24 protein-coding genes are annotated in these 23,166 nt (G+C 50.8%); 21 read left to right on the forward strand and 3 right to left on the reverse strand.

Features of this window, described 5'->3' with window-relative positions:
- From bioA to bioB, 3 genes are read right to left on the reverse strand one after another with little or no spacing between them, the layout of a single operon-like run.
- The gene (bioA, locus tag OR1_RS11020; protein ID WP_370543351.1) at positions 1 to 1,356 is read right to left on the reverse strand and encodes an adenosylmethionine--8-amino-7-oxononanoate transaminase; all 1,356 of its coding nucleotides are present in this window, start codon (positions 1,354 to 1,356) and stop codon (positions 1 to 3) included.
- A 1-nt stretch (position 1,357) separates the two neighbouring features.
- Positions 1,358 to 2,080, reverse strand: coding sequence for a dethiobiotin synthase (gene bioD, locus OR1_RS11025; RefSeq protein ID WP_041971915.1), 723 nt, complete (start codon positions 2,078 to 2,080; stop codon positions 1,358 to 1,360).
- Positions 2,073 to 3,059 (reverse strand): biotin synthase BioB, encoded by a 987-nt coding sequence (bioB, locus tag OR1_RS11030; RefSeq protein ID WP_041971916.1) that lies wholly within the window; start codon positions 3,057 to 3,059, stop codon positions 2,073 to 2,075. Before bioB ends, bioD begins: the two co-directional genes overlap by 8 nt.
- Positions 3,060 to 3,273: 214 nt before the next feature.
- On the opposite strand from bioB, the gene rimP reads away from it, so the two are divergent.
- The 21 genes from rimP to fabF all read left to right on the forward strand — a co-directional run bounded on the left by rimP (position 3,274) and on the right by fabF (position 23,158).
- Positions 3,274 to 3,753: a ribosome maturation factor RimP gene (rimP, locus tag OR1_RS11035; RefSeq protein ID WP_041971917.1), complete on the forward strand. Its 480-nt coding sequence runs from the start codon at positions 3,274 to 3,276 to the stop codon at positions 3,751 to 3,753.
- Positions 3,754 to 3,802: 49 nt separating this feature from the next.
- Positions 3,803 to 4,957, forward strand: coding sequence for a transcription termination factor NusA (gene nusA / locus OR1_RS11040; RefSeq protein ID WP_041971918.1), 1,155 nt, complete (start codon positions 3,803 to 3,805; stop codon positions 4,955 to 4,957).
- Between the two features lie 5 nt (positions 4,958 to 4,962).
- Positions 4,963 to 5,559, forward strand: coding sequence for a DUF448 domain-containing protein (locus tag OR1_RS11045; RefSeq protein ID WP_041971919.1), 597 nt, complete (start codon positions 4,963 to 4,965; stop codon positions 5,557 to 5,559).
- The gene (gene infB / locus OR1_RS11050; RefSeq protein ID WP_041971920.1) at positions 5,556 to 8,219 is read left to right on the forward strand and encodes a translation initiation factor IF-2; all 2,664 of its coding nucleotides are present in this window, start codon (positions 5,556 to 5,558) and stop codon (positions 8,217 to 8,219) included. The genes OR1_RS11045 and infB overlap by 4 nt, the downstream gene beginning before the upstream one ends.
- Before the next feature lie 144 nt (positions 8,220 to 8,363).
- Positions 8,364 to 8,729 (forward strand): ribosome-binding factor A, encoded by a 366-nt coding sequence (locus OR1_RS11055; RefSeq protein WP_041971921.1) that lies wholly within the window; start codon positions 8,364 to 8,366, stop codon positions 8,727 to 8,729.
- Entirely contained in the window at positions 8,701 to 9,660 is a 960-nt protein-coding gene (locus OR1_RS11060; RefSeq protein ID WP_041971922.1) for a bifunctional oligoribonuclease/PAP phosphatase NrnA, read from the forward strand. Before OR1_RS11055 ends, OR1_RS11060 begins: the two co-directional genes overlap by 29 nt.
- Positions 9,657 to 10,553 carry a tRNA pseudouridine(55) synthase TruB gene (gene truB, locus OR1_RS11065; RefSeq protein ID WP_272946195.1) on the forward strand — a complete coding sequence of 299 codons (897 nt, stop codon included), beginning with the start codon at positions 9,657 to 9,659 and terminating at the stop codon, positions 10,551 to 10,553. Before OR1_RS11060 ends, truB begins: the two co-directional genes overlap by 4 nt.
- A 92-nt stretch (positions 10,554 to 10,645) precedes the next feature.
- Positions 10,646 to 10,912, forward strand: coding sequence for a 30S ribosomal protein S15 (gene rpsO / locus OR1_RS11070; protein WP_041971923.1), 267 nt, complete (start codon positions 10,646 to 10,648; stop codon positions 10,910 to 10,912).
- 176 nt (positions 10,913 to 11,088) lie between these two features.
- On the forward strand, positions 11,089 to 13,182 hold the full coding sequence (gene pnp / locus OR1_RS11075) for a polyribonucleotide nucleotidyltransferase (RefSeq protein ID WP_041971924.1): 2,094 nt from the start codon (positions 11,089 to 11,091) through the stop codon (positions 13,180 to 13,182).
- Between the two features lie 125 nt (positions 13,183 to 13,307).
- Positions 13,308 to 14,564, forward strand: coding sequence for a pitrilysin family protein (locus OR1_RS11080; protein WP_041971925.1), 1,257 nt, complete (start codon positions 13,308 to 13,310; stop codon positions 14,562 to 14,564).
- 18 nt (positions 14,565 to 14,582) lie between these two features.
- Entirely contained in the window at positions 14,583 to 15,032 is a 450-nt protein-coding gene (gene dut, locus OR1_RS11085; RefSeq protein WP_041971926.1) for a dUTP diphosphatase, read from the forward strand.
- 47 nt (positions 15,033 to 15,079) lie between these two features.
- Positions 15,080 to 16,183, forward strand: coding sequence for an aminopeptidase (locus OR1_RS11090; RefSeq protein ID WP_041971927.1), 1,104 nt, complete (start codon positions 15,080 to 15,082; stop codon positions 16,181 to 16,183).
- Between the two features lies 1 nt (position 16,184).
- Positions 16,185 to 16,793: an L-threonylcarbamoyladenylate synthase gene (locus OR1_RS11095; protein WP_041971928.1), complete on the forward strand. Its 609-nt coding sequence runs from the start codon at positions 16,185 to 16,187 to the stop codon at positions 16,791 to 16,793.
- Between the two features lie 177 nt (positions 16,794 to 16,970).
- Positions 16,971 to 17,510, forward strand: a complete 540-nt coding sequence (locus OR1_RS11100; protein ID WP_041971929.1) for a DUF177 domain-containing protein — start codon at positions 16,971 to 16,973, stop codon at positions 17,508 to 17,510.
- A 20-nt stretch (positions 17,511 to 17,530) separates the two neighbouring features.
- A complete protein-coding gene (gene rpmF, locus OR1_RS21585) occupies positions 17,531 to 17,713 on the forward strand; it encodes a 50S ribosomal protein L32 (protein WP_082002911.1) in 183 nt (60 codons plus the stop codon).
- A 36-nt stretch (positions 17,714 to 17,749) separates the two neighbouring features.
- The gene (plsX, locus tag OR1_RS11105; RefSeq protein ID WP_041971930.1) at positions 17,750 to 18,790 is read left to right on the forward strand and encodes a phosphate acyltransferase PlsX; all 1,041 of its coding nucleotides are present in this window, start codon (positions 17,750 to 17,752) and stop codon (positions 18,788 to 18,790) included.
- Positions 18,791 to 18,806: 16 nt separating this feature from the next.
- A complete protein-coding gene (locus OR1_RS11110) occupies positions 18,807 to 19,787 on the forward strand; it encodes a beta-ketoacyl-ACP synthase III (RefSeq protein ID WP_041971931.1) in 981 nt (326 codons plus the stop codon).
- Between the two features lie 30 nt (positions 19,788 to 19,817).
- Positions 19,818 to 20,744, forward strand: coding sequence for an ACP S-malonyltransferase (gene fabD / locus OR1_RS11115; protein ID WP_041971932.1), 927 nt, complete (start codon positions 19,818 to 19,820; stop codon positions 20,742 to 20,744).
- A 29-nt stretch (positions 20,745 to 20,773) separates the two neighbouring features.
- The gene (gene fabG, locus OR1_RS11120) at positions 20,774 to 21,511 is read left to right on the forward strand and encodes a 3-oxoacyl-[acyl-carrier-protein] reductase (protein ID WP_041971933.1); all 738 of its coding nucleotides are present in this window, start codon (positions 20,774 to 20,776) and stop codon (positions 21,509 to 21,511) included.
- A gap of 94 nt (positions 21,512 to 21,605) precedes the next feature.
- The gene (gene acpP / locus OR1_RS11125) at positions 21,606 to 21,839 is read left to right on the forward strand and encodes an acyl carrier protein (protein WP_041971934.1); all 234 of its coding nucleotides are present in this window, start codon (positions 21,606 to 21,608) and stop codon (positions 21,837 to 21,839) included.
- Positions 21,840 to 21,925: 86 nt separating this feature from the next.
- A complete protein-coding gene (fabF, locus tag OR1_RS11130) occupies positions 21,926 to 23,158 on the forward strand; it encodes a beta-ketoacyl-ACP synthase II (RefSeq protein ID WP_041971935.1) in 1,233 nt (410 codons plus the stop codon).
- Positions 23,159 to 23,166: the final 8 nt, after the last annotated feature.

Genomic DNA, 23,166 nt, shown 5'->3' on the forward strand with positions numbered 1-23,166 from the left:
TTACCCGCAGATATTGATAATCGAGGTCTCTATCCCGTCCAGCAGGAATTTCAGTTCTTCCAGCGATATGACCAGTGGCGGGAAAACAACAATCACATTCCCCAGGGGGCGCAGAAACAGGCCGTGATTCTTCGCCTCCTGGCAGATTTGCATACCAACTCGTTCTTCCCAGTTGTATGGTTCACGGGTCGTTTTGTCCCGGACCATCTCTATTCCCGCTATCATTCCGCACTGGCGAACATTGCCGACATGCTGCAATTTCGACAGACTGTTCAATCGTTCCGATAAATATTCAATTTTCGGTTCCAGTGCCTCAATAAGCCGGTTTTCTTCAAAGAGGTCGAGGCTGGCAAGGGCGGCCGCACAGCAGACCGGGTTTCCGGTAAAGGTATGACCGTGGAAAAAGGTTTTCATCTCCCGGTATTCACCGAGAAATGCGTTGTATATCTCCTTCGTTGTCATGGTGGCGGCCAGCGGAAGATATCCGCCTGTTATACCCTTGGAAAGGGCCATGATATCTGGCGTTACCCCTTCCTGCTGGCAGGCGAACATGCTGCCGGTCCGGCCGAACCCCACTGCCACTTCGTCGGCTATCATTAGAAGTTCGAATCTGTCGCATAGCTCCCTGATGCGTTTCAGAAATCCGGGAGGTTGCACGATCATCCCGCCCGCCCCCTGTACCAGCGGTTCTATGACTAGTCCGGCCAGCTCGTTGGCATTGGCAGTAATGAGCCTTTCTAATTCGTTGAGGCATTCACGGTTGCAATCCGCGTGGTTTTTTTCAAGGCAGAGCTCGCAATGGTAACAATAAGGGGATGGCGCATGGACAGCCTTGAACAGGAGCGGATTGAAGACGGCATGGAAGATGTCTATCCCGCCCACGCTTACTGCGCCGATGGTATCGCCATGGTAGGCATTGCGAAATGAAATGAAGCGGGTTTTTTCCGGTCTTCCCTTGTGCTGCCAGTATTGAAACGCCATTTTCAGGCCGATTTCCACAGCCGTTGATCCGTTGTCGGAATAAAACACCTTGGTTAGCCCCGGCGGCGCTATATCGACAAGCCTTTTTGCCAGGATGGCGGCCTTGTCGTTTGCAAGACCAAGCAGGGTGGCATGCTCAATCCGGTCCAACTGGTCCTTGACCGCCTGGTTAATTTCCGGCACGGCATGGCCGTGGACGTTCGTCCAGATTGAACCGACTCCGTCAAGGTAACGGTTGCCGAGACTGTCGATCAGCCAGCAACCCTCGCCACGAACTATGACAATCGGATCGGATTCTTCCCATTCCCTCATCTGAGTGAACGGATGCCAGATATGTTTTCGGTCGTATTCCCGGAGTGTTCTTGTGTCGTTGATGTCAGACAATGCCGAGCTCCTTGAGAAGAAACGGGGTTAGTGGGTGGTCTGTTATCGCATCGGTCAGTTGTTCCACAACCAGATGGAGATCCGTCTCTTCAATCTTTGGAAATACACCGAGTATCGGGGCGCTTGCCAGAGAGCCCAGCAGGTGAGGTGCGGACAATTCGGCGTCATTCGGCTCGGCAGGGAAACTGTTGATTACAATGCCCGAGACCTGGATATCCATCTGCCTTGCGCTAAAGGTTGTCAAAAGGGTGTGATTTATCGTGCCCAGATTCGGCCGGGAAACCACCAGGGCTGGAAGGTCAAGGTATGTAATGAGATCGGCAATGAGAAATCCACCTGCAAGCGGCACCATCAAGCCTCCGGCACCTTCAACTATGATAAATTCGTGCCGGGATGCCAGACTGTTGAACGCATCTTTTATGACGGAAAAATCGATCCGGACCCCGTCTTGAGAGGCAGCCTCGGACGGTGCAACTGGATTGCGGAGCAGGTATGGTGCGATTTCCCAGGTTACATCAGGTATTCCGGCACTCCAGGCAAGCAGCTCGGCATCGTCAGAGACAAGTTTGCCGTTACAGTCTCTGCAGCCGCTGGTTACCGGTTTCATCACACCTACGTCAATGCCTCGTCGCTTCAATAATCGCGCTATAGCGGCAGCGGCAACAGTCTTGCCGACACCGGTGTCGGTACCGGTTATGAAAACCCCTTTAGCCACAGGTGGTAACCTCCAGTTGAAGGTCTTTCAGCATCTGCCAGTCCTGTTCCGGCTGGCGTCCGGCAGTGGTCAGGTAGTTTCCGATCATGGTGCCGCTTGCTCCGGCCAGGAATATCCAGGATTGCAGGTCGCGGAGGTTATGTTCGCGTCCCCCGCATACCGGTATCTGTCGGTCGGGTAGTATCAGGCGGAAGAGGGCAATTGCCTGCAGACATTCCATAGGTGTTATATTTGATGCCCCTTCCAGACTGGTGCCGGGAATCGGGTTCAAGAAGTTGAGCGGCACGGAATCGACGGCAAGGTCACGCAGGGTAAACGCCAGCTCAATTCTTTGCGCCACGTTTTCTCCAAGCCCCAGTATCCCTCCGCAACAGACCTTCAATCCCGCTTCCTTGGCAACCTTTACGGTGGCAATATCTTCATCGTAGCTGTGGGTGGTGCATACGTTGGGGAAAAAGCTGCGTGCGGTTTCAAGATTATGATGGTAGGTCCCGGCGCCTGCATCCTTGAGTGTTTTGGCGGTTTCAAGGTCGATGATGCCGAGAGAGCATGCAGGCGTGATTCCGGTTTCTGTGCGGATCCGTCTGATGGCCCGAATGATCCGGTCCAGTTCTTTCCCTTTGCTGATTCCGGAGCCGCTGGTCACAATACCAAAGCATTGCGACCCTTCGTCTGCCGCGCGTTTTGCCGCTGCAACTATGGCTTCTTCGTCAACGAGGGGGAATACCGGCGCATCTGTTTTATGGTGCGCTGACTGGGCACAAAACGAGCAGTTTTCAGGACAGCGTCCGGATTTGGCATTGATGATCGAGCAGAGATGGATCGAGTCGCCGAGATAATGGATTCTCACCCGTGAGGCGGCTACAAACAGTTCATAAAGATCTGAGCCTTTAAGGCCAGCGAGAGCAAGCGCCTCTTCATTGGTAATGCCGCTGCCGTTGATGATACGTTTGGATAATTCGTGTATGTTGTTGTTCATGTTGAGGTAACTATCATGTTGTGCAAATGCTTGTCAACCTGAATTGCTTCTGTGGTTGACAAATGACATTAATCAATTTCATTGAACCTAAACCAAAAGAATCTCCTAAAAAATGCTTGCTATTTTGGTATATGGATGCTAAATATTACGCACAATTCATGTTCACTACTAAAAAGTGAGCTCTTACGGCTCACTTTTTTTTGGTAAATTTTATATGTCACAGGATTCAGTTTTAGTAAAAGTTACAAGCCTTGCCGAGAGTTTGGCTGCTTCCCTTGGTTTGGAATTGGTGGATGTTGAGTATCAGCGCGCCGGCAGGACCATGGTCTTGAGGCTTTTTATCGACAAGGACGGCGGGGTGACTCTTGATGACTGTGCTGATTTCAGTCACGAATTCTCCCAGCTTCTGGACGTGGAAGACTTTATCCGCGAGCATTACACCCTGGAAGTTTCTTCGCCTGGGCTTGATAGGCCTATAAAGCGCGAACAGGACTATGTCCGCTATTCTGGCAGGCTGGTAAAGCTTAGAACCTTTGAGCTGCTACCGGATTCTGCAGGGAACAAGCGCAAGACTTTTTTGGGTACCTTGATCGGGATTGAGAATGGTATCGTTCGGATTCAGCTCAAAGAAGGACAGCTGGCTGATATTCCATTAAATATAATTGCTAAGGCAAATCTGGAATTCGAGTTCTAACTAGTAATTTATCCGGCGCATCTTTGACTATTGCCAAGGAGAAACTTCAGTGGAAACAAATTTTAATCTAAAACACACCATCGATCAGATCGTCAAGGAAAAGGCGATTGACAGGCAGGTGATCCTTGAGGCATTGGAACAGGCCGTTCTTACTGCCGCTAACAAGAAGTATCGCAATACGCGTGATCTTGAGGCCCACTACAATCCTGATCTTGGCGAGGTGGAACTGTTCGAGTTCGTCACGGTCGTTGAAGAGGTGCAGGACTCCTATAAGGAGATCACTCTGGATGAGGCCCGAGAAGAAGACCCTGAGGTCGAGATAGGCGATTCGATCGGGATGAAACTTCCGTCAAGCGAGTTTTCCCGTATAGCCGCCCAGACCGCAAAACAGGTGATAATTCAGAAGGTTCGTGAGGCAGAACGAGAGACGATATTCAACGAATTCAAGGATCGGGTTGGCGAAGTTGTCAACGGACTGGTGCGCCGGTACGAGAAGGGAGACCTTATTATTGACCTGGGTCGGGCCGAGGCGATACTGTCGAATAAGGAATTGGCGCCTCGTGAGGTTTACCGGCAGGGCGATCGCGTCAAGGCGTTGATAACTGATATCCGGATGACAACCAAAGGCCCGCAGATAATTCTTTCGAGGACTCACCCCGGCATGCTGGTTAAGCTGTTCGAGGCTGAAGTTCCCGAGATTGCCGAAGGGATCGTTGAGATCATGGGGGTTGTCCGGGAGCCTGGCAGCAGGGCAAAGATCGCGGTCTACTCTCACGATTCCGATGTTGATCCTGTTGGCGCCTGCGTTGGCATGAGGGGAAGCAGGGTTCAGAATGTGGTTTCCGAACTTAGAGGGGAAAAGATCGACATAATCCCCTGGTCCGAAGATATTGCCCGATTTGCGTGCAATGCGCTTTCGCCGGCTCAAGTTACGAAAGTTTTCATCGATGAAGAGAACCGTGCCATGGAGATTGTCGTTGCCGATGATCAGCTGTCTCTGGCCATTGGAAAGCGGGGACAGAACGTTCGTCTGGCTGCCAAACTGACCGGATGGCGGATCGACATGAAGAGCGAAACGCGTCAGGCAGAAGGTGAACTGCTCGAGTTTGCCTCATATGACGGGACGTTGATCGAAAGTGTGAATTCGGATTCCGAGGCATCGTCAGATGAAGTCGCGGCACCTTCCGAAGTTGAGGTTCAATAGAGGAAATGGCCAAAAACAGCCCGGAGCGCAGTTGCCTTGGATGTCGCGATGTAAAGGCTAAACAGGATCTGCTTCGCTTTGTAATGGCCCCTGATGGTTGTCTGGTTCTGGATATTCTTTCAAAATTGCCTGGGCGGGGTGCATATACCTGCTTGAAGCGGAGTTGTCTCGAAGCAGCTCTGAAAAGAAATCAGTTTTCACGAGTATTCAAGACTCCGGTCATTGTATCAGACAGGCATGTTTTTGCTGAGAATGTTGTTGAAAGGCTTAAAGACAGGGTTGCCTCTTATATAGCTCTTGCCAACAAGGCCGGTAAGGTGATATCCGGCAGTGACATGGTTGTTGAAGCAGTAAAGAGAAAGAATGTCGGGCTGGTAATAATTGCCGATGACGTATCAAATGAAATCGGGCATAAAATCGAACATATTGCTGTAAGAGAATCGATACCGTGTTACCGCGCATTGAGCCGGGACATGTTCGGAGCTTTGCTTGGAAAAGGGCTTCGTAGCGCAGTTGCTGTGCAGAACGGTGATTTTGTGGCGGTTGTGATAAAAGAGATTGATCGCTTCAGGAATTTCTCTGAGGAAGGGGCGCATGAATGAGCAAAGTCCGCGTATATGAATTGGCCCAGAAAATGGGCATCGACAATAAGGAGCTTATGACAAGGCTTAAAGCTGCCGGGGTCGAGGTTAAGAACCATATGGCCATGATTGATGAGGCGGATGCAAAGAGGTTGGAATCCCCTGCGCCCAAGGGTTCAATGCCAGCCCGCGAAGTATCCAAGGAAGAAGTAAGGGTCACTAGTACGGTCATCCGCAGAAGAGCGAAGATTGTTGAGCAGGCTGAAGAGCCGCCAACGCCTGCTCCTGAACCTGTTTCGGAACCTGTAAAGGCAGAGATCGTCAAACCGGCACCGGTTGCAGAAGAGCCTCAACAGGAGGCCCCGATAACCGTTGAGCCTGTTAAGACTGAAGAGCCGGTAGAGACCATTCAGCCTGAGCCGCCTAAGCCTCCGAAGGTTGAGCCGGTGCTAGTAAAGGAACCTCCCCCGGTCCAGAAAGCTACGGCAAACCGTGCCGTTATCCTCGGTAGGGTGGAGATCCCCGGAGTCCGTACCAAGGAGGCGCCGACCGACCGGCGCGACTCTCAACGACCTTCCGCAAGGCCGCAGGATAGAACTTCTCAACAACGTCCTGCCGAGCGCCCGGTATCTCAACGTGAAAAGCCGGCAACCGACGCTGCTCAGCCAACCACTGCAGTTGCCGACGACCGCAAGGCCAAGAAACGTATCGAAGTCGATATGGCAACTCCTCCAGCCGGAGATCGCGGCAAACCGGGTTCGCCCAAGAAGGGCGTGGACCGTAAAAAAGAGGTATTACGCAAGGCCGACCTTGCTGAAAAGCGCGAACGGATTTTCGAGCCCGGGCCCAAGTCCGGCAAGGGTAAGAAAAAGAACAAGGAACAACGGGCACCTGAAGGTCGCAAGACTGAAATTACAACGCCCAAGGCGATTAAGAGGATCATCCGGATTTCCGAATCGATCACCGTTGGCGAGCTTGCCAAGAGGATGGGAGTTAAGGCTACCGATCTCATCAGGGTTCTGATGAAGCAAGGAATGATGGTAACTATCAATCATCCTCTTGATGTCGATACTGCAGCCATTCTTTCCGCGGATTTCGGTTATGAGATTGAAAACGTGGCGATAGACCTTGAGGAGATTGTCGAAGCCGTTCCGGATGCGCCGGAGTCCCTTGAGATGCGTCCGCCGGTTGTTACCATTATGGGGCATGTCGATCACGGCAAGACCTCTCTTCTCGACGCTATCCGGGAAGCCAACGTTATCGCCGGCGAAGCAGGCGGGATTACCCAGCATATCGGTGCTTACGATGTCGAATTGAACGGCAGGAAGATCACCTTCCTTGATACTCCTGGTCATGAAGCGTTTACTGCCATGCGTGCCAGAGGAGCAAAAGTTACCGACATCGTTATTCTTGTGGTAGCAGCCGATGATGGTGTCATGCCCCAGACTCGCGAGGCAATTAACCATTCGAAAGCCGCCGGTGTCCCTATCATCGTTGCCATCAACAAGATCGACAAACCTGATGCTAAGCCTGACCGCGTCAAGCAGGAGCTTACCGAGTTCGGCCTGCAGTCCTCCGATTGGGGTGGCGACACCACCATGGTTGAGGTTTCTGCCAAAAAACGGCTGAACCTGGGAGAACTGCTTGAAATGATTCTTCTGCAGGCAGATGTCATGGAGTTGAAGGCCAATCCGAATAAGCAGGCCAAAGGTACCATTGTTGAGGCCAAACTGGACAAGGGTCGTGGACCGGTTGCGACAGTCCTTGTGCAGGAAGGAACCCTGAAGATGGGTGACTACTGCGTAGTCGGGATCCATTCCGGCCGCGTCAGGGCAATGCAGAATGACCGTGGGGAAAAGGTTCTTGAAGCCGGCCCGGCGATGCCTGTTGAGGTGATCGGACTTTCCGGCGTGCCTGATGCCGGCGACGTTTTCGTGGCCATGAAGGATGAAAAACAGGCCAAGGAAATCGCCACGCTGCGGCAGATCAAGCAGCGGGAGATGGAACTTGCCAAGCATAGCAAGCTTTCCTTGGATGACCTTTACAAGAAGATCCAGAGCGGCGAGGTCAAAGACCTCAACGTTATCGTCAAGGGCGATGTTCAGGGCTCTGTGGAAGCTGTCGGCGAGTCACTCCGCAAGCTGTCTACTGATGCGGTGCGCCTCAATGTCATTCATTCCGCAGTTGGTGCGGTAACGGAATCCGATGTAAACCTTGCCACTGCCTCAAATGCCATTATAATTGGTTTCAGTGTCAGGCCGGAGGTCAAGGCCCAGGGTATGGCCGAGAAGGAAGGGGTCGATATCCGTCTCTACAATGTTATCTACGATGCTGTAGAAGACGTGAAAAAAGCCATGGAAGGCCTTTTGGAGCCTACTTTCAAAGAGAAGTATCTTGGCCGGGCTGAGGTACGTGAAGTATTCTCCGTTCCCAAGATTGGCAATGTCGCCGGTAGTTACATTCAGGATGGCAAGGTTGTCCGGAATGCGCAAGTTCGCTTGCTGCGTGATAACGTCGTGATTTATACCGGCAAGATGTCGAGCCTTCGCCGCTTCAAGGACGATGTCAAGGAAGTTGCGACCGGTTATGAATGCGGTATCGGTCTCGAAAACTATAACGATATCAAGCAGGGTGATATAATCGAGGCATTTGAAATGGAAAAAGTCGCCGCCACATTATAGGGACGCGACTTTTCCGCAATCTCTGCGTTGATCGTCGGGATTCCTTGTGCGGCGTAGCGCTGCTACGCCTCCGCGTCACCCCTCGATCGCCTTGACCTTGCGAAAAATTCACGTCCCTTTGACAAATTGCATCAAAAAGGGATTATGTACAAAAGATCAGAAAAAGTTGGGGAGGCGGTACACGAGATTGTCACAGGGCTTCTGATTAAGGGGCTTAAAGATCCACGTATCGGTTTTGTTACGGTCACCGGTGTGAAGGTGACTGATGATATGCATTATGCAACGATCTACTTTACAGTCATCGGTGATGATGAGGCGAAGAAAGGGACCGAAGCAGGCCTGAACAGTGCCCGCGGATTCATTCGCCGCGAAATGGGGAAGAAGCTTCATATGCGCTATGTCCCCGAAATAATCTTCCGATACGATACTTCTTTTGATACCGGCAGCCGGATAGATGAACTATTGCGAGAGATAAAAACGCATGAGCACCACGATTCAGAAGATCAATGAAACGATAGCTACCGCTAACACGTTTCTCATTACCACTCATGAGAGCCCGGATGGCGATGCAGTAGGGTCGAGCCTTGCGTTGGCGTCCTATCTCAAATCAATCGGCAAGGACGTCACCATTCACTTCTGTGATCCGGTTCCTGATCTTTATAGGTTTCTGCCATTGGCTGAGGCGGTATCGCAGACGATACCCGACAAGCATTATGACATCTGTTTTGTGCTTGACGTCGGTGAATTCGGTAGGGCTGGCAAGGCAGTTGTCACGTGTCCGAATATCGGCGCTTTTATCAATATCGACCATCATCTTTCCTGTGACGAATTTGGACTTATTAACCTGATTGATTCAAATGCGTGTGCCACTGGTGCGCTTATCTACCGGATAATCAAGGCCGCTGGTCATTCCATAACCAATGAGATAGCCCAAAGCATATATACTGCAGTTATAACCGACACTGGATCGTTCCGATATTCGAATTCGAATCCTGAGGCTTTTGTAATTGCAGGCGAAATGATCGCATGCGGTGTAAATGCATGGAATATAGCCGAAAAGCTGTACGAAAGTCAGCCTCGAAAACGGCTTGAACTTCTTGCCCAGGTTCTGCCGACACTGACTTTTTCACCAAAAGGTGACGTGGCCTCCGTAACTGTCACCATGGATATGTACGAAAAGACCGGTACTGGACCGGAATTGACCGACGGATTTATTAATTACCCGCGATCCATCAATGGGGTTGAGGTTGCGCTCCTTTTCCGTGAACTGAAGCCAGGTTCATGGAAGATCGGCTTCCGTTCCAAAGGGAAGGTGGATGTAGCGAGCCTTTCCGCCGCTTTTGGCGGAGGTGGACATCATAACGCTGCCGGCTGCAATATGGATGGCACCTTCACTGAAGTCAGAGATCGTCTTTTTTCCCACCTGGATAAAGTTCTGTGACCCTTAGCGGTTTTCTTGTCGTAAACAAGTGCGCCGGTATGACCTCTCATTCGGTAGTTAACCGGGTCAGGAGGCTGATCGGTCAAAAGAAGGCCGGCCACACCGGCACTCTTGATCCGTTTGCCACCGGCGTGCTGCCTGTTGCGCTCGGTGACGCGACCAAAACGATTCAATTTCTTGATGAGTCCAGGAAAGAATACCGTGCAGTCATGCGCCTTGGGCTATCCACCGATACTCAGGACTGTGAAGGACGCATTTTACAGCAGCGCGAATGGCAACATCTTGCCCATGATCAGATTTTCCGGGTCGCAGAACAGTTCACCGGCGAGTTGCAGCAGATTCCCCCGATGTACTCGGCAATCAAACAGAATGGCGTACCGCTTTATCAGATAGCCCGAAAGGGGGAGGAGGTAACAAGGGCGGTCAGAATTATTTTCATTGCTTCGCTTGTTATCGAAAAGATCGAACTTCCCCAGGTTACTTTTTGCGTAAACTGCTCCAAGGGGACCTATGTAAGGACCCTTGCAAATGACATAGGTGAAATACTCGGCTGTGGAGCACATCTCGTTTCTCTTGCCAGAACTGCAAGCGGCCCATTTACTCTGGATTCCGGCGTAAATTTGGAACAGCTCGAAGAGATAGTGCGCACAGACACTCTGGATGAGTATATCGTTTCTGCCCGTGAGCTTCTTGCACATATTGACACCATTGAGCTGGATGATGCTGCTGCCAGGAGAATAGCCCATGGAGTGGCTCCAGGTCCGGGAAACGTATTATTCGGAAAATGGCCGGAAAGAGGGGCGCGGGTTCTGCTTGAAAGGGATGGTTCTCTTTTGGCAGTAGCCGAAGGTAATTCTTTGGAATCAGTTCGCTTACTCAGGGTTTTTGTCTAGCTTTTCCTTTACTTTGCACAGCTGTTGTGCTATTACTCACTTCGTCTGCAATCAGCTTTATGTTGAAAAAACTATAGAAAGGGGGTGTGTGCATGCTCTTGACTGAAAAAAAGCAGGAGATAATCAGTCGCCACAAGCGTCATGACAGTGATACCGGTTCGCCGGAAGTGCAGATTGCAATCCTTACCGAAAGGATTACCTACCTCACCGAGCACTTCAAGATTCACAAGAAGGATCATCACAGTCGACGGGGTCTCCTTAAACTCGTCGGCCAGCGCAGGAGACTGCTCGACTATATCAAGTCACGCGATGTCGAACGTTACAAGGCAATTATCGAGAAACTTGGCATCCGCAGGTAAGCAAAGGCAGTATATCCCTTACTGGGGTATATTGCCTTTTAGTTTTTTCACAATGGGCTTGACGGCCCATTTATTTTTTGTTGGGGGCGTGGATAAAGCGGCTGACCGGCAATGTTTGCCCGTCATCCTTTTTATCGACGGCCCCAACACCATCAAAAGTTGAGGAGCTGTTAAAAATGGAACATACCGTACAGGCAGAACTTGGTGGCAGGACAGTCACCATTTCCACCGGCAAGATGGCAAAGCAGGCCAACGGCGCAGTGGTCGTCAGTTGTGGCGACACAATGGTGCTTGTTACTGCAGTTGCCGCAAAGTCGGCCAAAGAGGGGCAGGATTTTTTTCCTCTTACCGTCAATTATCAGGAGAAGGCCTATGCCGGTGGCAAGATACCGGGAGGGTTCTTCAAGCGTGAAGGGCGTCCTTCAGACAACGAAACCTTGACCTGTCGTCTTATTGACCGGCCGATACGCCCGCTTTTCCCTGAAAATTTTCTGAACGACACCCAGATCATGGCAACAGTTGTCTCTGCGGATCGCGACAACGATCCCGGCATTCTCTCCATGATCGGAGCATCTGCGGCTCTGGAAGTCTCAGATATCCCGTTTTTCGGTCCTATAGCCGGGGTGAAGGTGGGGCGTGTCAATGGCGAACTGGTTGCAAACCCGTCTGCAGAGCAGCTCGAGCAGAGCGATCTTGAAATTGTAGTTGCAGCAAGCAGGGATGCCGTATGCATGGTTGAAGGGGGCGCAGCCGAGGTTTCCGAAGAGGTGATGCTGGAGGCGGTATTCTTCGGGCACGCATCCGTGCAGAAGATACTGGATGCGCAGTCCGAACTGCGATCTAAGGCAGGCGCTACCAAGCGTGAGATCATTCCGGTAACGGTGGATGAAGAGTTGAAAGGGCGGGTCCGTGAGTTGGCATATGCCTCGATGAAAGAGGCTGTCCGGATCAAAGCAAAGGGCGACCGGCATAACCGGATCGATGCCATTAAAACTGAAACTATCGAGGCGCTTTCATCCTCGTTTGACGGGCGCGATAAAGAGATCAAGGGTTTTCTCGGAGATTTCGAGTACGAGCTGGTGCGTGAGCATATCATCAAGGACGGCGAGCGGATCGACGGCCGGGATACGAAGACCATCCGTCCCATCGCTACAGAGGTTGGATTGCTCCCCCGTGCTCACGGCTCCGCGCTTTTTACCCGGGGTGAGACACAGGCACTGGTTGCGGCAACTCTCGGAACATCCATAGATGAGCAACGCATTGATTCTCTTTACGGTGAGAGCAAGAAGCGGTTTATTCTTCACTACAACTTCCCGCCGTTTTCCGTTGGGGAAACCAGTTTTCGCCTTGCACCGGGGCGGAGGGAGATCGGTCACGGCGCTCTTGCCGAGCGGGCTCTGGAAAGGGTAATGCCAAAACATGACGATTTTCCGTACACCATTAGAATTGTTTCTGATACCCTGGAAAGCAACGGCTCATCATCTATGGCGACCGTTTGCGGCGGATCGCTTTCCATGATGGATGCCGGGATACCGATTACCTCCCCGGTGGCGGGGATTGCAATGGGGCTCATCAAGGAGGGTGACGATGTCGCGATACTCTCCGATATTCTGGGTGACGAGGATCATCTCGGGGATATGGATTTCAAGGTTGCCGGTACCGCCAATGGCGTGACTGCCCTGCAGATGGATATCAAGATAACCGGCGTTACAAAAGAGATCATGAAGACTGCGCTGGCTCAGGCTCGCGAAGGTCGTTTGCACATCCTCGGAAAAATGGCCGAGAGTATTGCTGCCCCACGTACGGAACTCTCCTCTTTTGCCCCCAGAATTACTACTATCTGGATCAAGAGCGACAAAATCAGGGACGTTATCGGTTCAGGCGGCAAGACCATCAGGAGCATAACCGAATCCACTGGAGTTACAATCGATATCGAGGACTCCGGTAAAATTAACATTGCCAGCAATGACAAATCAGCATGCGACAAGGCAATCCAGATGATCCGAGACCTTACCGCTGAAGCCGAAGAGGGCAAGCTCTACATGGGGACAGTCAAGAAGGTCATGGACTTTGGTGCCTTTGTAGAGATCTTCCCTGGCACCGACGGCTTGGTTCATATTTCCGAGCTTGACAAGGAAAGGGTTAAGAACGTCTCCGACATTCTTAATGAGGGAGATAAGGTCCTGGTCAAGTGCATCGGAATCGACAAGCAGGGCAAAATCAAGCTTTCCCGTAAGGAGGCGCTTGGCGCTTCACTCGGAGAAAGCTGATTTAAGTGCTTTAAAATGTGGTATCGATTGGGTGGTCGAACGTAACTGGCCACCCAATTTTTTTGTCTTTAATCTGTTCTTGGTCTCATACTGGCAATTTAACTGTTTCACGGTATAGTATCGACATGGTAAATAAAACAATATTAGATAACGGCATCAGGGTGGTCTCCGAGAAGATACCATCAGTTCATTCAGTTTCAATTGGGATCTGGGTCACCAGCGGCTCGCGCCATGAATCCCTGGAAGTTAACGGGGTGACACATTTCATAGAGCATCTTATGTTTAAGGGGACCCAAAAGCGCTCGTCACTTGATATCGCGCGACAGATAGATGCTGTAGGAGGGGTACTCAACGCCTTTACCGGTCGCGAATATGTCTGTTACTATGCCAAGGTCCTCAGTACCCATCTTGATATGGCAGTTGATCTGTTGGCCGACATCTTTCTGAATTCAAAATTCGACAGTGATGAAATCGAGAAAGAAAGAAAAGTCATTCTTCAGGAAATCAACATGCTTGAAGATACTCCTGACGATTTCATTCATGATCTTTATTGCCAGAATTTCTGGAAAGAGCATCCCCTCGGTCGCCCGATTGTGGGCACTGAAGCGAGTGTGGAATCGTTGACCCGCGATTTCCTCCTTGCCCATAAAAGCGGGACCTACTGTGCGGACAATATCATTATTGCGGCCGCCGGAAATGTGGAACATGAAGCGTTGATTCGGCTTGTTGCAAATCTTTTTGAGACTCTCGGCCCATGCAAGTCCAAGGAAACTACAAACCAGCCGTCGCATGGCAATGGCGTTCTTCATTGTGAAAAGGACCTGGAACAACTCCATTTATGTCTCGGTACCCGGGCTCTTCCTCAGAATCACATCCGAAGATATGAGTCGTATATCCTCAATGCGGTGCTTGGGGGGAGCATGAGTTCAAGGCTTTTCCAGGAGGTCAGGGAAAAACAGGGTCTGGCTTATTCCATCTACTCATATATTGCTTCCCATTCCGACAGTGGTTCACTGGTTGTATATGCTGGGACAGGTCAGGAACGAATGGATGAAGTGATTGAGATAATACTGCGCGAAATGCGCCGGTTGAAAGTCGATCCGCTCACAGCGGAAGAGCTTTCTTCTGCCAAGGAACAACTGAAGGGGAATATCCTTCTTTCACTGGAAAGCAGCGACAACCGTATGTCCAAGCTGGCCAAGAACGAGGTATATTTTGGCAGGTACCAGTCGCTTAAGGATATTATGAGCGGTTTTGACCTTGTTACTGCTGATTCGGTGCAGGAACTCTCCTGCGAACTTTTTTCAGAAAGCTCGCTTAATCTGGTCCTTTTGGGAAAGCCCGGCTTGACTCTCCCTTCGGCGTCCTCCCTTGCAATATAAACTCTTATGGGTATGGCAATGAAACAGGTCACTGTTCTTATCAAGAGAATTAATCCCCGGTCATCGACTCCTTTGCCCGAGTATATGACCTCCCACTCTGCCGGTATGGATCTTTATGCCGAACTGGATGAAGAAAGGACATTGCATCCTGGCAAGCGCATGCTTGTTCCCACCGGTGTGGCTATAGTGCTTCCCGATGGTTACGAGGCCCAGATAAGGCCGAGGAGCGGTCTGGCTATAAAGCACGGCATTACGATGCTCAACTCACCAGGCACCATAGATGCTGATTACAGGGGCGAAATCGGTGTGATTATGATCAACCACGGCGAAGAGCCTTTCATGGTGAGAAGTGGCGAACGGATTGCGCAGATGGTGATTGCTCCGGTGGTTCAGGCCTCTCTGATTGAAGTCGAGGAACTCGAAGAGACTGCACGTGGTGCTGGAGGGTTTGGCCACACCGGACGTTGAAAGTCGAAATGGTTGTTGGATGCAATTTCAAATAGCTGGAGGTTGTCTTGAAAGACCCGCGTATTAATCGGCTGGCAGATGTACTGGTAAACTACTCGACCAGGGTTAAAAAAGGAGATGTAGTGCTTATCTCCGCATCCGGGTTCGAGGCCGCTCCACTGGTGAAGGAGATCTATTCCCTTTGCCTGAAAAAGGGGGCGAAATATGTCGAGTACGACTTTACATTACCGGAGATAACCCGCCGATTTTACGGGGATGCGACCAAGCCCCAAGTAAGCTTCTTTCCCCAGCATAAGTTGGATTTCATGAAGCAGGTCAATGCTTTTATCGCCATATCGGCTGCGGACAATTCCATGGTAATGGCCAATGCCGACCAGGAAAAAATGATCGCCCATGCGAAGGTAATGCGACCGATCCAGGACTGGCGGGTCAAAAACACCAACTGGGTGATCACCCGTTACCCAACCCATGGGGGCGCCCAGGAAGCGAAGATGAGTCTGGAGGAGTACGAGGATTATGTGTTTGCCGCCTGCTGCATCGACTGGGAAGCCGAATCGCGCAAGCAGGAAAAGCTCAAAAAACTGATGGACCGGGCGGAACGGGTCAGGATCGCCGCATCGGACACCGATCTGTCGTTCAGCATTGCCGGGCTCCCCGGCATCAAATGCGACGGCCGGTTCAATATTCCGGACGGAGAGGTATTCACCGCACCGATGAAGGATTCGGTGGAAGGTCATATTACCTATAACTGTCCGACTATCTACCAGGGCAAGGAATTCAACGCCATCAGGCTTGAGTTTAGGAAGGGGAAGATAGTCAAGGCGACTTGTTCGGGCATGGATGAGCAGTTGAACAAGATCCTCGATACCGATGAGGGGGCTCGATACATCGGTGAATTCGCTATCGGGGTTAATCCCGGCATCCGTCGGCCGATGCGAAATATTCTTTTCGATGAGAAGATATTCGGGTCTATCCACTTTACTCCCGGCCAATGTTACGACGAGTGCGACAATGGTAATAAATCCGCGGTTCACTGGGACATGGTAAAGATTCTGGCCGGTGATGGTGAGATATGGTTCGATGATACACTGATTCAAAAAGACGGGCTGTTCGTCCATAAGGAGCTGACCTGTCTAAACCCGGACGGGTAAAATGCTGCTTGCAATAAACCATGAAAATCCGCAGCCTCGACTCATAGGCATGGTAGGAGAACTACTCGAAAAAGGGGGTATAATCGCCTATCCCACAGATACTACCTATGGCATTGGCTGCAGTATATTCAATAAGCGCGGGATAGAGCGGATTTATCAGCTGAAACACCGGGAGAAGAAAAAGCCGTTTTCCTTTATCTGTGCGAATATTTCCGAAGTGGCGCGTTATGCCAAAGTCAGCAATTATGCATTCAAAGTTATGAAAAGGTATCTCCCAGGTCCATTTACCTTTGTCTTGGACGCTGGGAGTATTGTTCCGGAACTTCTCCTAACTAAACAGAAAACAGTGGGAATCAGAATCCCTGACAACAGAATTTGCCTGGATATCGTGAGACGGCTTTCACATCCGATAATTACTACGAGCGCCAATCGCTCCGGGGAAGATCCTATCGGCGACCCTAGGCTAATTGTCGATGAGATGGGAAACGATCTGGATATCATTGTTGATGGTGGGCTCCTCCCCGCAGATGTAAGCTCCGTAATTAGTCTTATCGGTGATCGGCCGGAGGTTCTAAGGGTCGGTGTGGGCGATGTCAGTTGGTGCGGATAAATCAGGCAGTGCATTAGTTTTCCCTCCAGGGACTATTCTTCATTAATTCTTGCAATTTCATTATCGATACGGTAAGAGAATCTCCTGACCAGTTTGCTGTTGAAGCAAAATTCCTTGACAACTCTTTCTGTATCACTATACTGAAAAGCTTTGAACGACAAGGGGCGGGTGTGTTTCATGATCGTCCGTGTCAATGACATTACTGACAAGGTGCGTAGCTTAGCTGCTGTTGAGGCAATTGACGAGCACCCTATTCTCAAGGCGTTACAGGATGAGGGTGAATGTCTGTTCCGCTCTCCTCTTACTGTTGATGTGACAGTTGTCAGAGAATACGACCATATTCGTCTGGAAGCTGATGTAACAGTGGTCGTGGCGCTTAACTGCTCAAGGTGTCTGGCATCGTACGAAACGACCCTGAAGTCGAATTTTACGGTTTTCTATTCAAAGTCCACCGGCAGCTTTGTCCCGGATGAGGAGGTGGAGCTTGGCGAAAGAGAGCTCGTTTCGGCGTATTATGAAGGTGAAGAGATAAATGTTTCGCCGGAAATCGCCGAACATGTGTTAATAGAACTTCCACTCAAACCGCTTTGTAGCGAAGGTTGTCGCGGGCTTTGCCCATCATGCGGGGTTGATTTGAATACAACGGTTTGTGATTGCTCGGACAATCGTTCGGGGTTTGCTTTTAGTGCATTAAAGAATTTCAAGGTGGAAAGATAACCTAAAGGAGAATCAAACATATGGCAGTACCCAAGAAAAAGACGTCCAAATCGCGCAAGAATATGAGAAGGGCTCACGATTTCCTTACCGCCCCTGCTTCTTCAGTATGCCCGCAGTGCAAGTCGCCGAAGCAGCCGCACAGGGTATGCCCCACATGCGGGACTTACAAAGGAAAAGAAGTTCTCAAGACAGAAGATCTCTAAATCTGATTATATTGCCACCCTGACTGGTTAAATGCTATGAGAGTTGCTATAGATGCAATGGGGGGAGACAACGCTCCAGGTGTCGAGGTGGAGGGGGCTGTCAACGCTGCCCGTGAATTCGGCATACCCGTAACCCTTGTAGGCGATGAGGACAGGATTCGTGCCGAACTGTCTCTTCATGACTCCAAGGGGCTTGATATTCTTATCAAGCATGCGAGCGAAGTTGTTGGGATGCATGACTCCCCTTCAGATGCAATACGCAAGAAAAAAGACTCATCAATACGTGTTGCCTTTGAACTGGTAAAGAGCGGCGAAGCCGAAGCAGTGGTCAGCGCGGGTAATTCCGGCGCTACAATGGCTGCAGGGATGTTCGTTCTTAAACGGATCAAAGGTATTGAGCGCCCCGCCATCGCGCAGATATTTCCAACCCTCAAAGGCAGGACGCTTGTCCTTGATGTCGGAGGAAATGTCGACTGCAAACCGATTCATCTTGTTCACTTTGCCATAATGGGTTCAGTTTATGCCCGGTCGATCATGGGTATCGAAAACCCGTGCATAGGCCTTCTTTCCAATGGAGAGGAAGAGAGCAAGGGGAACGAACTTACCCGGGAAACCAACCTACTTCTCAAACAAGCTCCCCTTGAATATTCAGGTTATATCGAAGGTCGGGATATTTTTGCCGGAGTTGTAGACGTCGTGGTTTGTGACGGCTTTGTCGGCAATGTTGTCCTGAAACTTTCGGAAGGCCTTTCTGAAGCTGTTGGCAAGATGCTGAAGGAGGAGATTCTTAAAAGTTTCCTTCCTAAAATCGGTTTTCTGCTTGCTCGTCCGGCATTCCACCGTTTCATGAAAAAAGTGGATTATGCCGAATATGGCGGCGCTCCACTTCTTGGTATAGATGGAGTCGGCATGATCTGTCATGGTGGTTCCAATACCAAGGCGATCAAGAATGCCATCCGTTTCGCCCATGAGTATGCCCAGCGCGGCGTCAATCAGAAGATGGCGGAAAAGCTTCAGGAAAACTTTGCCCGTTCTCTTCAGCCGGAAGTGTTAACCAAAGAAACGGCAGTCGACTGAGTCAGTGGGGGAACGGATGGTGCGGGCAGCAATCCTCGGAACCGGTTGTGCAGTGCCGGCAAAGGTACTTTCAAATATCGATCTTGAGCGGATGGTTGATACCACCGACGAGTGGATAACCACAAGGACCGGAATAACCGAGCGCCGGATAGCCTCTCCCGGTGAATACACCTCCACCTTTGCAACCAAAGCCGCAGAGCGTGCCCTTGAAATGGCCGGGGTTTCCGCAGACGAGATCGAACTGATCATTGTTGCCACCGTAACCCCTGATTTCCCATTTCCGGCGACGGCATGCCTTGTTCAGAATAATATTAAGGCCTCACGTGCTGTCGCCTTTGATATCTCGGCTGCCTGTTCCGGGTTTTTGTTCGGATTATCACTCGCTGAAAAGATGATAATGACCGGAACTATCCGTAAAGCCGTTGTAATTGGCGCAGAAGTTCTTTCCCGCGTGGTCGACTGGAGCGATCGCAACACCTGTTGTCTTTTCGGAGATGGTTCCGGAGCAGTGGTTGTCGGTGCTTCAGAAGATGGGAACGGCATTCTGTCAACCCATATACATAGTGATGGCAGTTACTGGGAATTACTTCATCAACCAGGGGCTGGCAATAGAAACCCTGCAACGCAAAAGGTGGTTGATGAACGGCTCATGTTTATTCAAATGCAAGGGAACGAGGTTTTCAAGCTTGCGGTAAGGGCAATGGAAGAGGCTGCCAACGAGGCCCTTGAGGCAAATGGTGTCGGGCTTGCGGATCTGGATTTGTTCATCCCTCACCAGGCGAACAGACGCATCATTGACGCAATTGGCAAGCGTCTAGGCATTCACCCAGATAAGATTTTTGTCAACCTCCATAAATACGGCAACACGTCGGCAGCATCCATCCCTATTGCCCTAGATGAAGCAAACCGCGCCGGGCATATTCATCCTGGTAACCTCTTGCTTCTGGATTCATTTGGTGGGGGATTGACCTGGGCGTCCGCGCTGATTCGCTGGTAGCTTTGCTAGACTCATTCCATGGAGATATCAATGTCTAAACGTGCTTTTATTTTTCCGGGTCAAGGTTCCCAATATGCCGGAATGGGGAAGGATCTGGCCCAAAACTTCAAAGTCGCTCAGGAAGTTTTTGATGAAGCTGATGAAGCGCTTGGTTTCGGCCTTTCGCAACTCTGCTTCAATGGCCCTGAAGAACAGCTTAAACTGACAACCAACACCCAACCGGCAATTTTGACGGCAAGTATTGCCGCTTTTCGCGTCCTTGAATCCGAAACCGGAATTACCGCTGATTTTCTGGCCGGGCATTCCTTGGGCGAATATTCCGCCTTGGTTGCCTCGGGCGCCTTGTCGTTTGCCGACGCGGTAAGGACTGTCCGGTCCCGCGGTGCTTTCATGCAGGAGGCTGTTCCCGTCGGAACAGGCGCCATGGCCGCAATCCTGGGAGTTGAACCTGCGGTTCTCGCCGAAATATGTGCTGAAGCGGCTCAGGGAGAAGTAGTATCTCCGGCCAATTTCAATTCCCCTGGGCAGGTTGTCATAGCCGGCCATGTATCTGCTGTAAACAGGGCCATCGAGATTGCGAAAGGGAAGGGGTTTCGCAAGGCGATGTTGCTGCCGGTAAGCGCTCCGTTCCATTGCTCTCTGATGACACCTGCAGGAGAAAAACTGGCTGCAACTCTTGATGCGGTTCCGGTCAATTCACTTTCGGTGCCTGTAGTAACCAATGTGGAAGCTACCCCGAATTCTGACCCTGCCAGGGTCAGGGATCTGCTGGTCAGGCAAGTGAGTGCCCCGGTCCGGTGGGAGGATTCGATCCTTTTCATGGTTTCATCCGGAGTATCGTCTTTTCTGGAAATCGGGCCCGGCAAAGTCCTTTCCGGATTGGTTAAAAGGATTTCCAAGGAATCCTCATCGGCAAATATTGAGGATGTTGCCTCGTTGCAGGGGCTTAGTAGATAATTTCCGACTTGTTCAAAAGGAGCCAGGCAATGCCAAATGGAAAGGTAGCCGTAGTTACCGGTGCATCTCGTGGTATAGGGCGTAGCATCTCACTGGCGCTTGCAGCGCAGGGTGCAAAGATCGTGGCAGTAGACATTGACCTCGCTGCCACAGAAGCTGTGGTGGCGGAACTGAAAAAGTCAGGCGTTGAGGCTGTTGCCGTTCAGGGAAATGTAACCGTGGCCGAAGATGCGGAAAAGATGGTAGACGCCGCTGTAAAGGAGTTTGGCCGTGTCGACATTCTGGTGAACAATGCCGGGATAACACGTGATGGCCTTCTTCTCAGGATGAAGGATGAAGACTGGGATGCAGTTCTGACCGTCAATCTCAAAGGTGCATTTCTCTGCACAAGGGCTGTGTCAAAGGTCATGACCAAGCAGCGTTCCGGGAGGATAATCAATATTGCTTCCATCGTCGGGCAGATGGGTAATGCCGGCCAGGCAAACTACTGTGCCAGTAAGGCCGGGCTTATCGGGCTCACAAAATCTAATGCCAGGGAACTGGCAAAGCGGAATATAACAGTAAATGCAGTTGCCCCGGGGTTCATCGCCACGGCAATGACAGACGCCCTTTCGGAAAAGGTGCGCGGGGAACTGACTGCTCAGATTCCCCTGGAGCGTCTCGGGTCGCCGGAAGATATCGCAAATGCCGTTGTATTTCTGGCTGCCGAGAGTTCCGGCTACATAACCGGTCAGGTAATTGCCGTCAATGGCGGGATGTACATGTAAAAAATACCGTTTGCAAATTTATAGAATCATGTTAAGAAGCAAAGACACGCACACACTGCCTGATAAAGGTAAACCATCAATGGAGGTATGAGGAATGTCGACAATAGAAAAAAGAGTCAAGGAAATAGTTGCGGAACAGCTGGGAGTCGATGAGGCTCAGGTTACCAACGAGGCTTCGTTCATGGATGATCTCGGCGCTGATTCCCTTGATACCGTAGAGCTGGTAATGGCACTCGAAGAGGAGTTCGATATCGAAATATCTGATGAGAACGCCGAGAAGATCCAGAACGTACAGGATGCCATTGATTATATAACCGAGCATACCTAGGCCTTTCTCTACTGGGAAAGAAAGCTTCGATTTTCTTGGGTGCCTCAAGAGGGCACCCTTTTTCTGGTATTCAGGAGACAATACCTATGAGACGAGTTGTGGTGACTGGGGTCGGCGTCATATCACCCCTGGGGACCGGCAATGAAATGAATTGGAGTGCCCTGACCGCGGGTAGGTCAGGGATAACCAGCATCAGCCGTTTTGATGCCTCAGAATTCCCTGTCCGTATTGCTGGGGAGGTCAAGGATTTCAACCCGGAAAATTTTATCGACAAAAAAGAGATCAAGAAAATGGATCTCTTTATCCAATATTCTCTGGCTGCAGCACATTTTGCCATGGAAGATTCAGGTCTGGTAATTGATGACAGCAACGCCGAACGGGTCGGAGTGCTTGTCGGCGCAGGCCTTGGAGGGCTGCCTACGATTGAAAAGTATCATCAGGCGCTCATCGAAGGCGGATATAAGAAGATATCTCCGTTTTTCATCCCCATGCTCATCATAAACCTTGCACCTGGTCATATTTCCATGAAGTACGGTGCCAAGGGACCCAACATATCTTCGGTCTCGGCATGCGCAACCGGGACACACTCGATCGGCGATGCCTATCACATCATCAAGCGTGGTGATGCTGACGCCATGATTGCCGGAGGTACGGAATCTACCGTTACTCCTCTCGGTATCGGCGGATTTGCCGTTATGAAGGCTCTTTCGACGAGAAATGACGACCCTGCCGCTGCTTCCAGACCTTTTGAGAAGAACCGCGACGGGTTTATCATGGGCGAGGGTGCCGGCATAGTAGTTCTTGAGGAATATGAGTCGGCTCGGAAGCGCGGTGCGAAAATTTACGGCGAGGTTGTCGGTTATGGTCTTACCGGCGACGCCTATCATCTTACAGCGCCTGCCCCTGGCGGCGAAGGTGCTGCCCGCTGTATAAAAATGGCACTTAAAGGTGCCGGCATTAATCCGGAACAGGTTGGCTATATAAATGCACACGGCACCTCGACTCCCATGAATGACCTTTATGAAACCATGGCAATAAAGAGTGTCTTTGGCGATCATGCAAAAAAGGTTATGGTATCGTCCACCAAGTCGATGACGGGACACCTTCTTGGCGCCGCAGGCGGTATAGAGGCGGTATTCACCCTTATGGCAATGAACAAGGGAGTTGTACCACCGACTATCAATTATCAGGAGCCCGATCCGGAGTGCGATCTCGATTATGTCCCGAACACTGCTCGTGACGCAAAAATCGAATATGCGATGAGTAACAATTTTGGTTTTGGTGGAACAAACGCCTCTATTCTCTTCAGGAAGCTTTAGGAGGGGAT

It is taken from the genome of Geobacter sp. OR-1, from assembly GCF_000813145.1.
Lineage (GTDB): Bacteria > Desulfobacterota > Desulfuromonadia > Geobacterales > DSM-12255 > Geoanaerobacter.

What these genes read in the sequence shown, in the direction of transcription:
- rpsO (WP_041971923.1), top strand. Translation starts at nt 10,646, where the DNA reads ATGCTCTTGACTGAAAAAAAGCAGGAGATAATCAGTCGCCACAAGCGT.
- acpP (WP_041971934.1), top strand. Translation starts at nt 21,606, where the DNA reads ATGTCGACAATAGAAAAAAGAGTCAAGGAAATAGTTGCGGAACAGCTG.
- fabG (WP_041971933.1), top strand. Translation starts at nt 20,774, where the DNA reads ATGCCAAATGGAAAGGTAGCCGTAGTTACCGGTGCATCTCGTGGTATA.
- OR1_RS11095 (WP_041971928.1), top strand. Translation starts at nt 16,185, where the DNA reads ATGCTGCTTGCAATAAACCATGAAAATCCGCAGCCTCGACTCATAGGC.
- plsX (WP_041971930.1), top strand. Translation starts at nt 17,750, where the DNA reads ATGAGAGTTGCTATAGATGCAATGGGGGGAGACAACGCTCCAGGTGTC.
- OR1_RS11100 (WP_041971929.1), top strand. Translation starts at nt 16,971, where the DNA reads ATGATCGTCCGTGTCAATGACATTACTGACAAGGTGCGTAGCTTAGCT.
- infB (WP_041971920.1), top strand. Translation starts at nt 5,556, where the DNA reads ATGAGCAAAGTCCGCGTATATGAATTGGCCCAGAAAATGGGCATCGAC.
- rpmF (WP_082002911.1), top strand. Translation starts at nt 17,531, where the DNA reads ATGGCAGTACCCAAGAAAAAGACGTCCAAATCGCGCAAGAATATGAGA.
- pnp (WP_041971924.1), top strand. Translation starts at nt 11,089, where the DNA reads ATGGAACATACCGTACAGGCAGAACTTGGTGGCAGGACAGTCACCATT.
- dut (WP_041971926.1), top strand. Translation starts at nt 14,583, where the DNA reads ATGAAACAGGTCACTGTTCTTATCAAGAGAATTAATCCCCGGTCATCG.
- fabD (WP_041971932.1), top strand. Translation starts at nt 19,818, where the DNA reads ATGTCTAAACGTGCTTTTATTTTTCCGGGTCAAGGTTCCCAATATGCC.
- rimP (WP_041971917.1), top strand. Translation starts at nt 3,274, where the DNA reads ATGTCACAGGATTCAGTTTTAGTAAAAGTTACAAGCCTTGCCGAGAGT.
- OR1_RS11080 (WP_041971925.1), top strand. Translation starts at nt 13,308, where the DNA reads ATGGTAAATAAAACAATATTAGATAACGGCATCAGGGTGGTCTCCGAG.
- fabF (WP_041971935.1), top strand. Translation starts at nt 21,926, where the DNA reads ATGAGACGAGTTGTGGTGACTGGGGTCGGCGTCATATCACCCCTGGGG.
- OR1_RS11055 (WP_041971921.1), top strand. Translation starts at nt 8,364, where the DNA reads ATGTACAAAAGATCAGAAAAAGTTGGGGAGGCGGTACACGAGATTGTC.
- OR1_RS11110 (WP_041971931.1), top strand. Translation starts at nt 18,807, where the DNA reads ATGGTGCGGGCAGCAATCCTCGGAACCGGTTGTGCAGTGCCGGCAAAG.
- OR1_RS11045 (WP_041971919.1), top strand. Translation starts at nt 4,963, where the DNA reads ATGGCCAAAAACAGCCCGGAGCGCAGTTGCCTTGGATGTCGCGATGTA.
- OR1_RS11060 (WP_041971922.1), top strand. Translation starts at nt 8,701, where the DNA reads ATGAGCACCACGATTCAGAAGATCAATGAAACGATAGCTACCGCTAAC.
- bioB (WP_041971916.1), bottom strand. Translation starts at nt 3,059, where the DNA reads ATGAACAACAACATACACGAATTATCCAAACGTATCATCAACGGCAGC.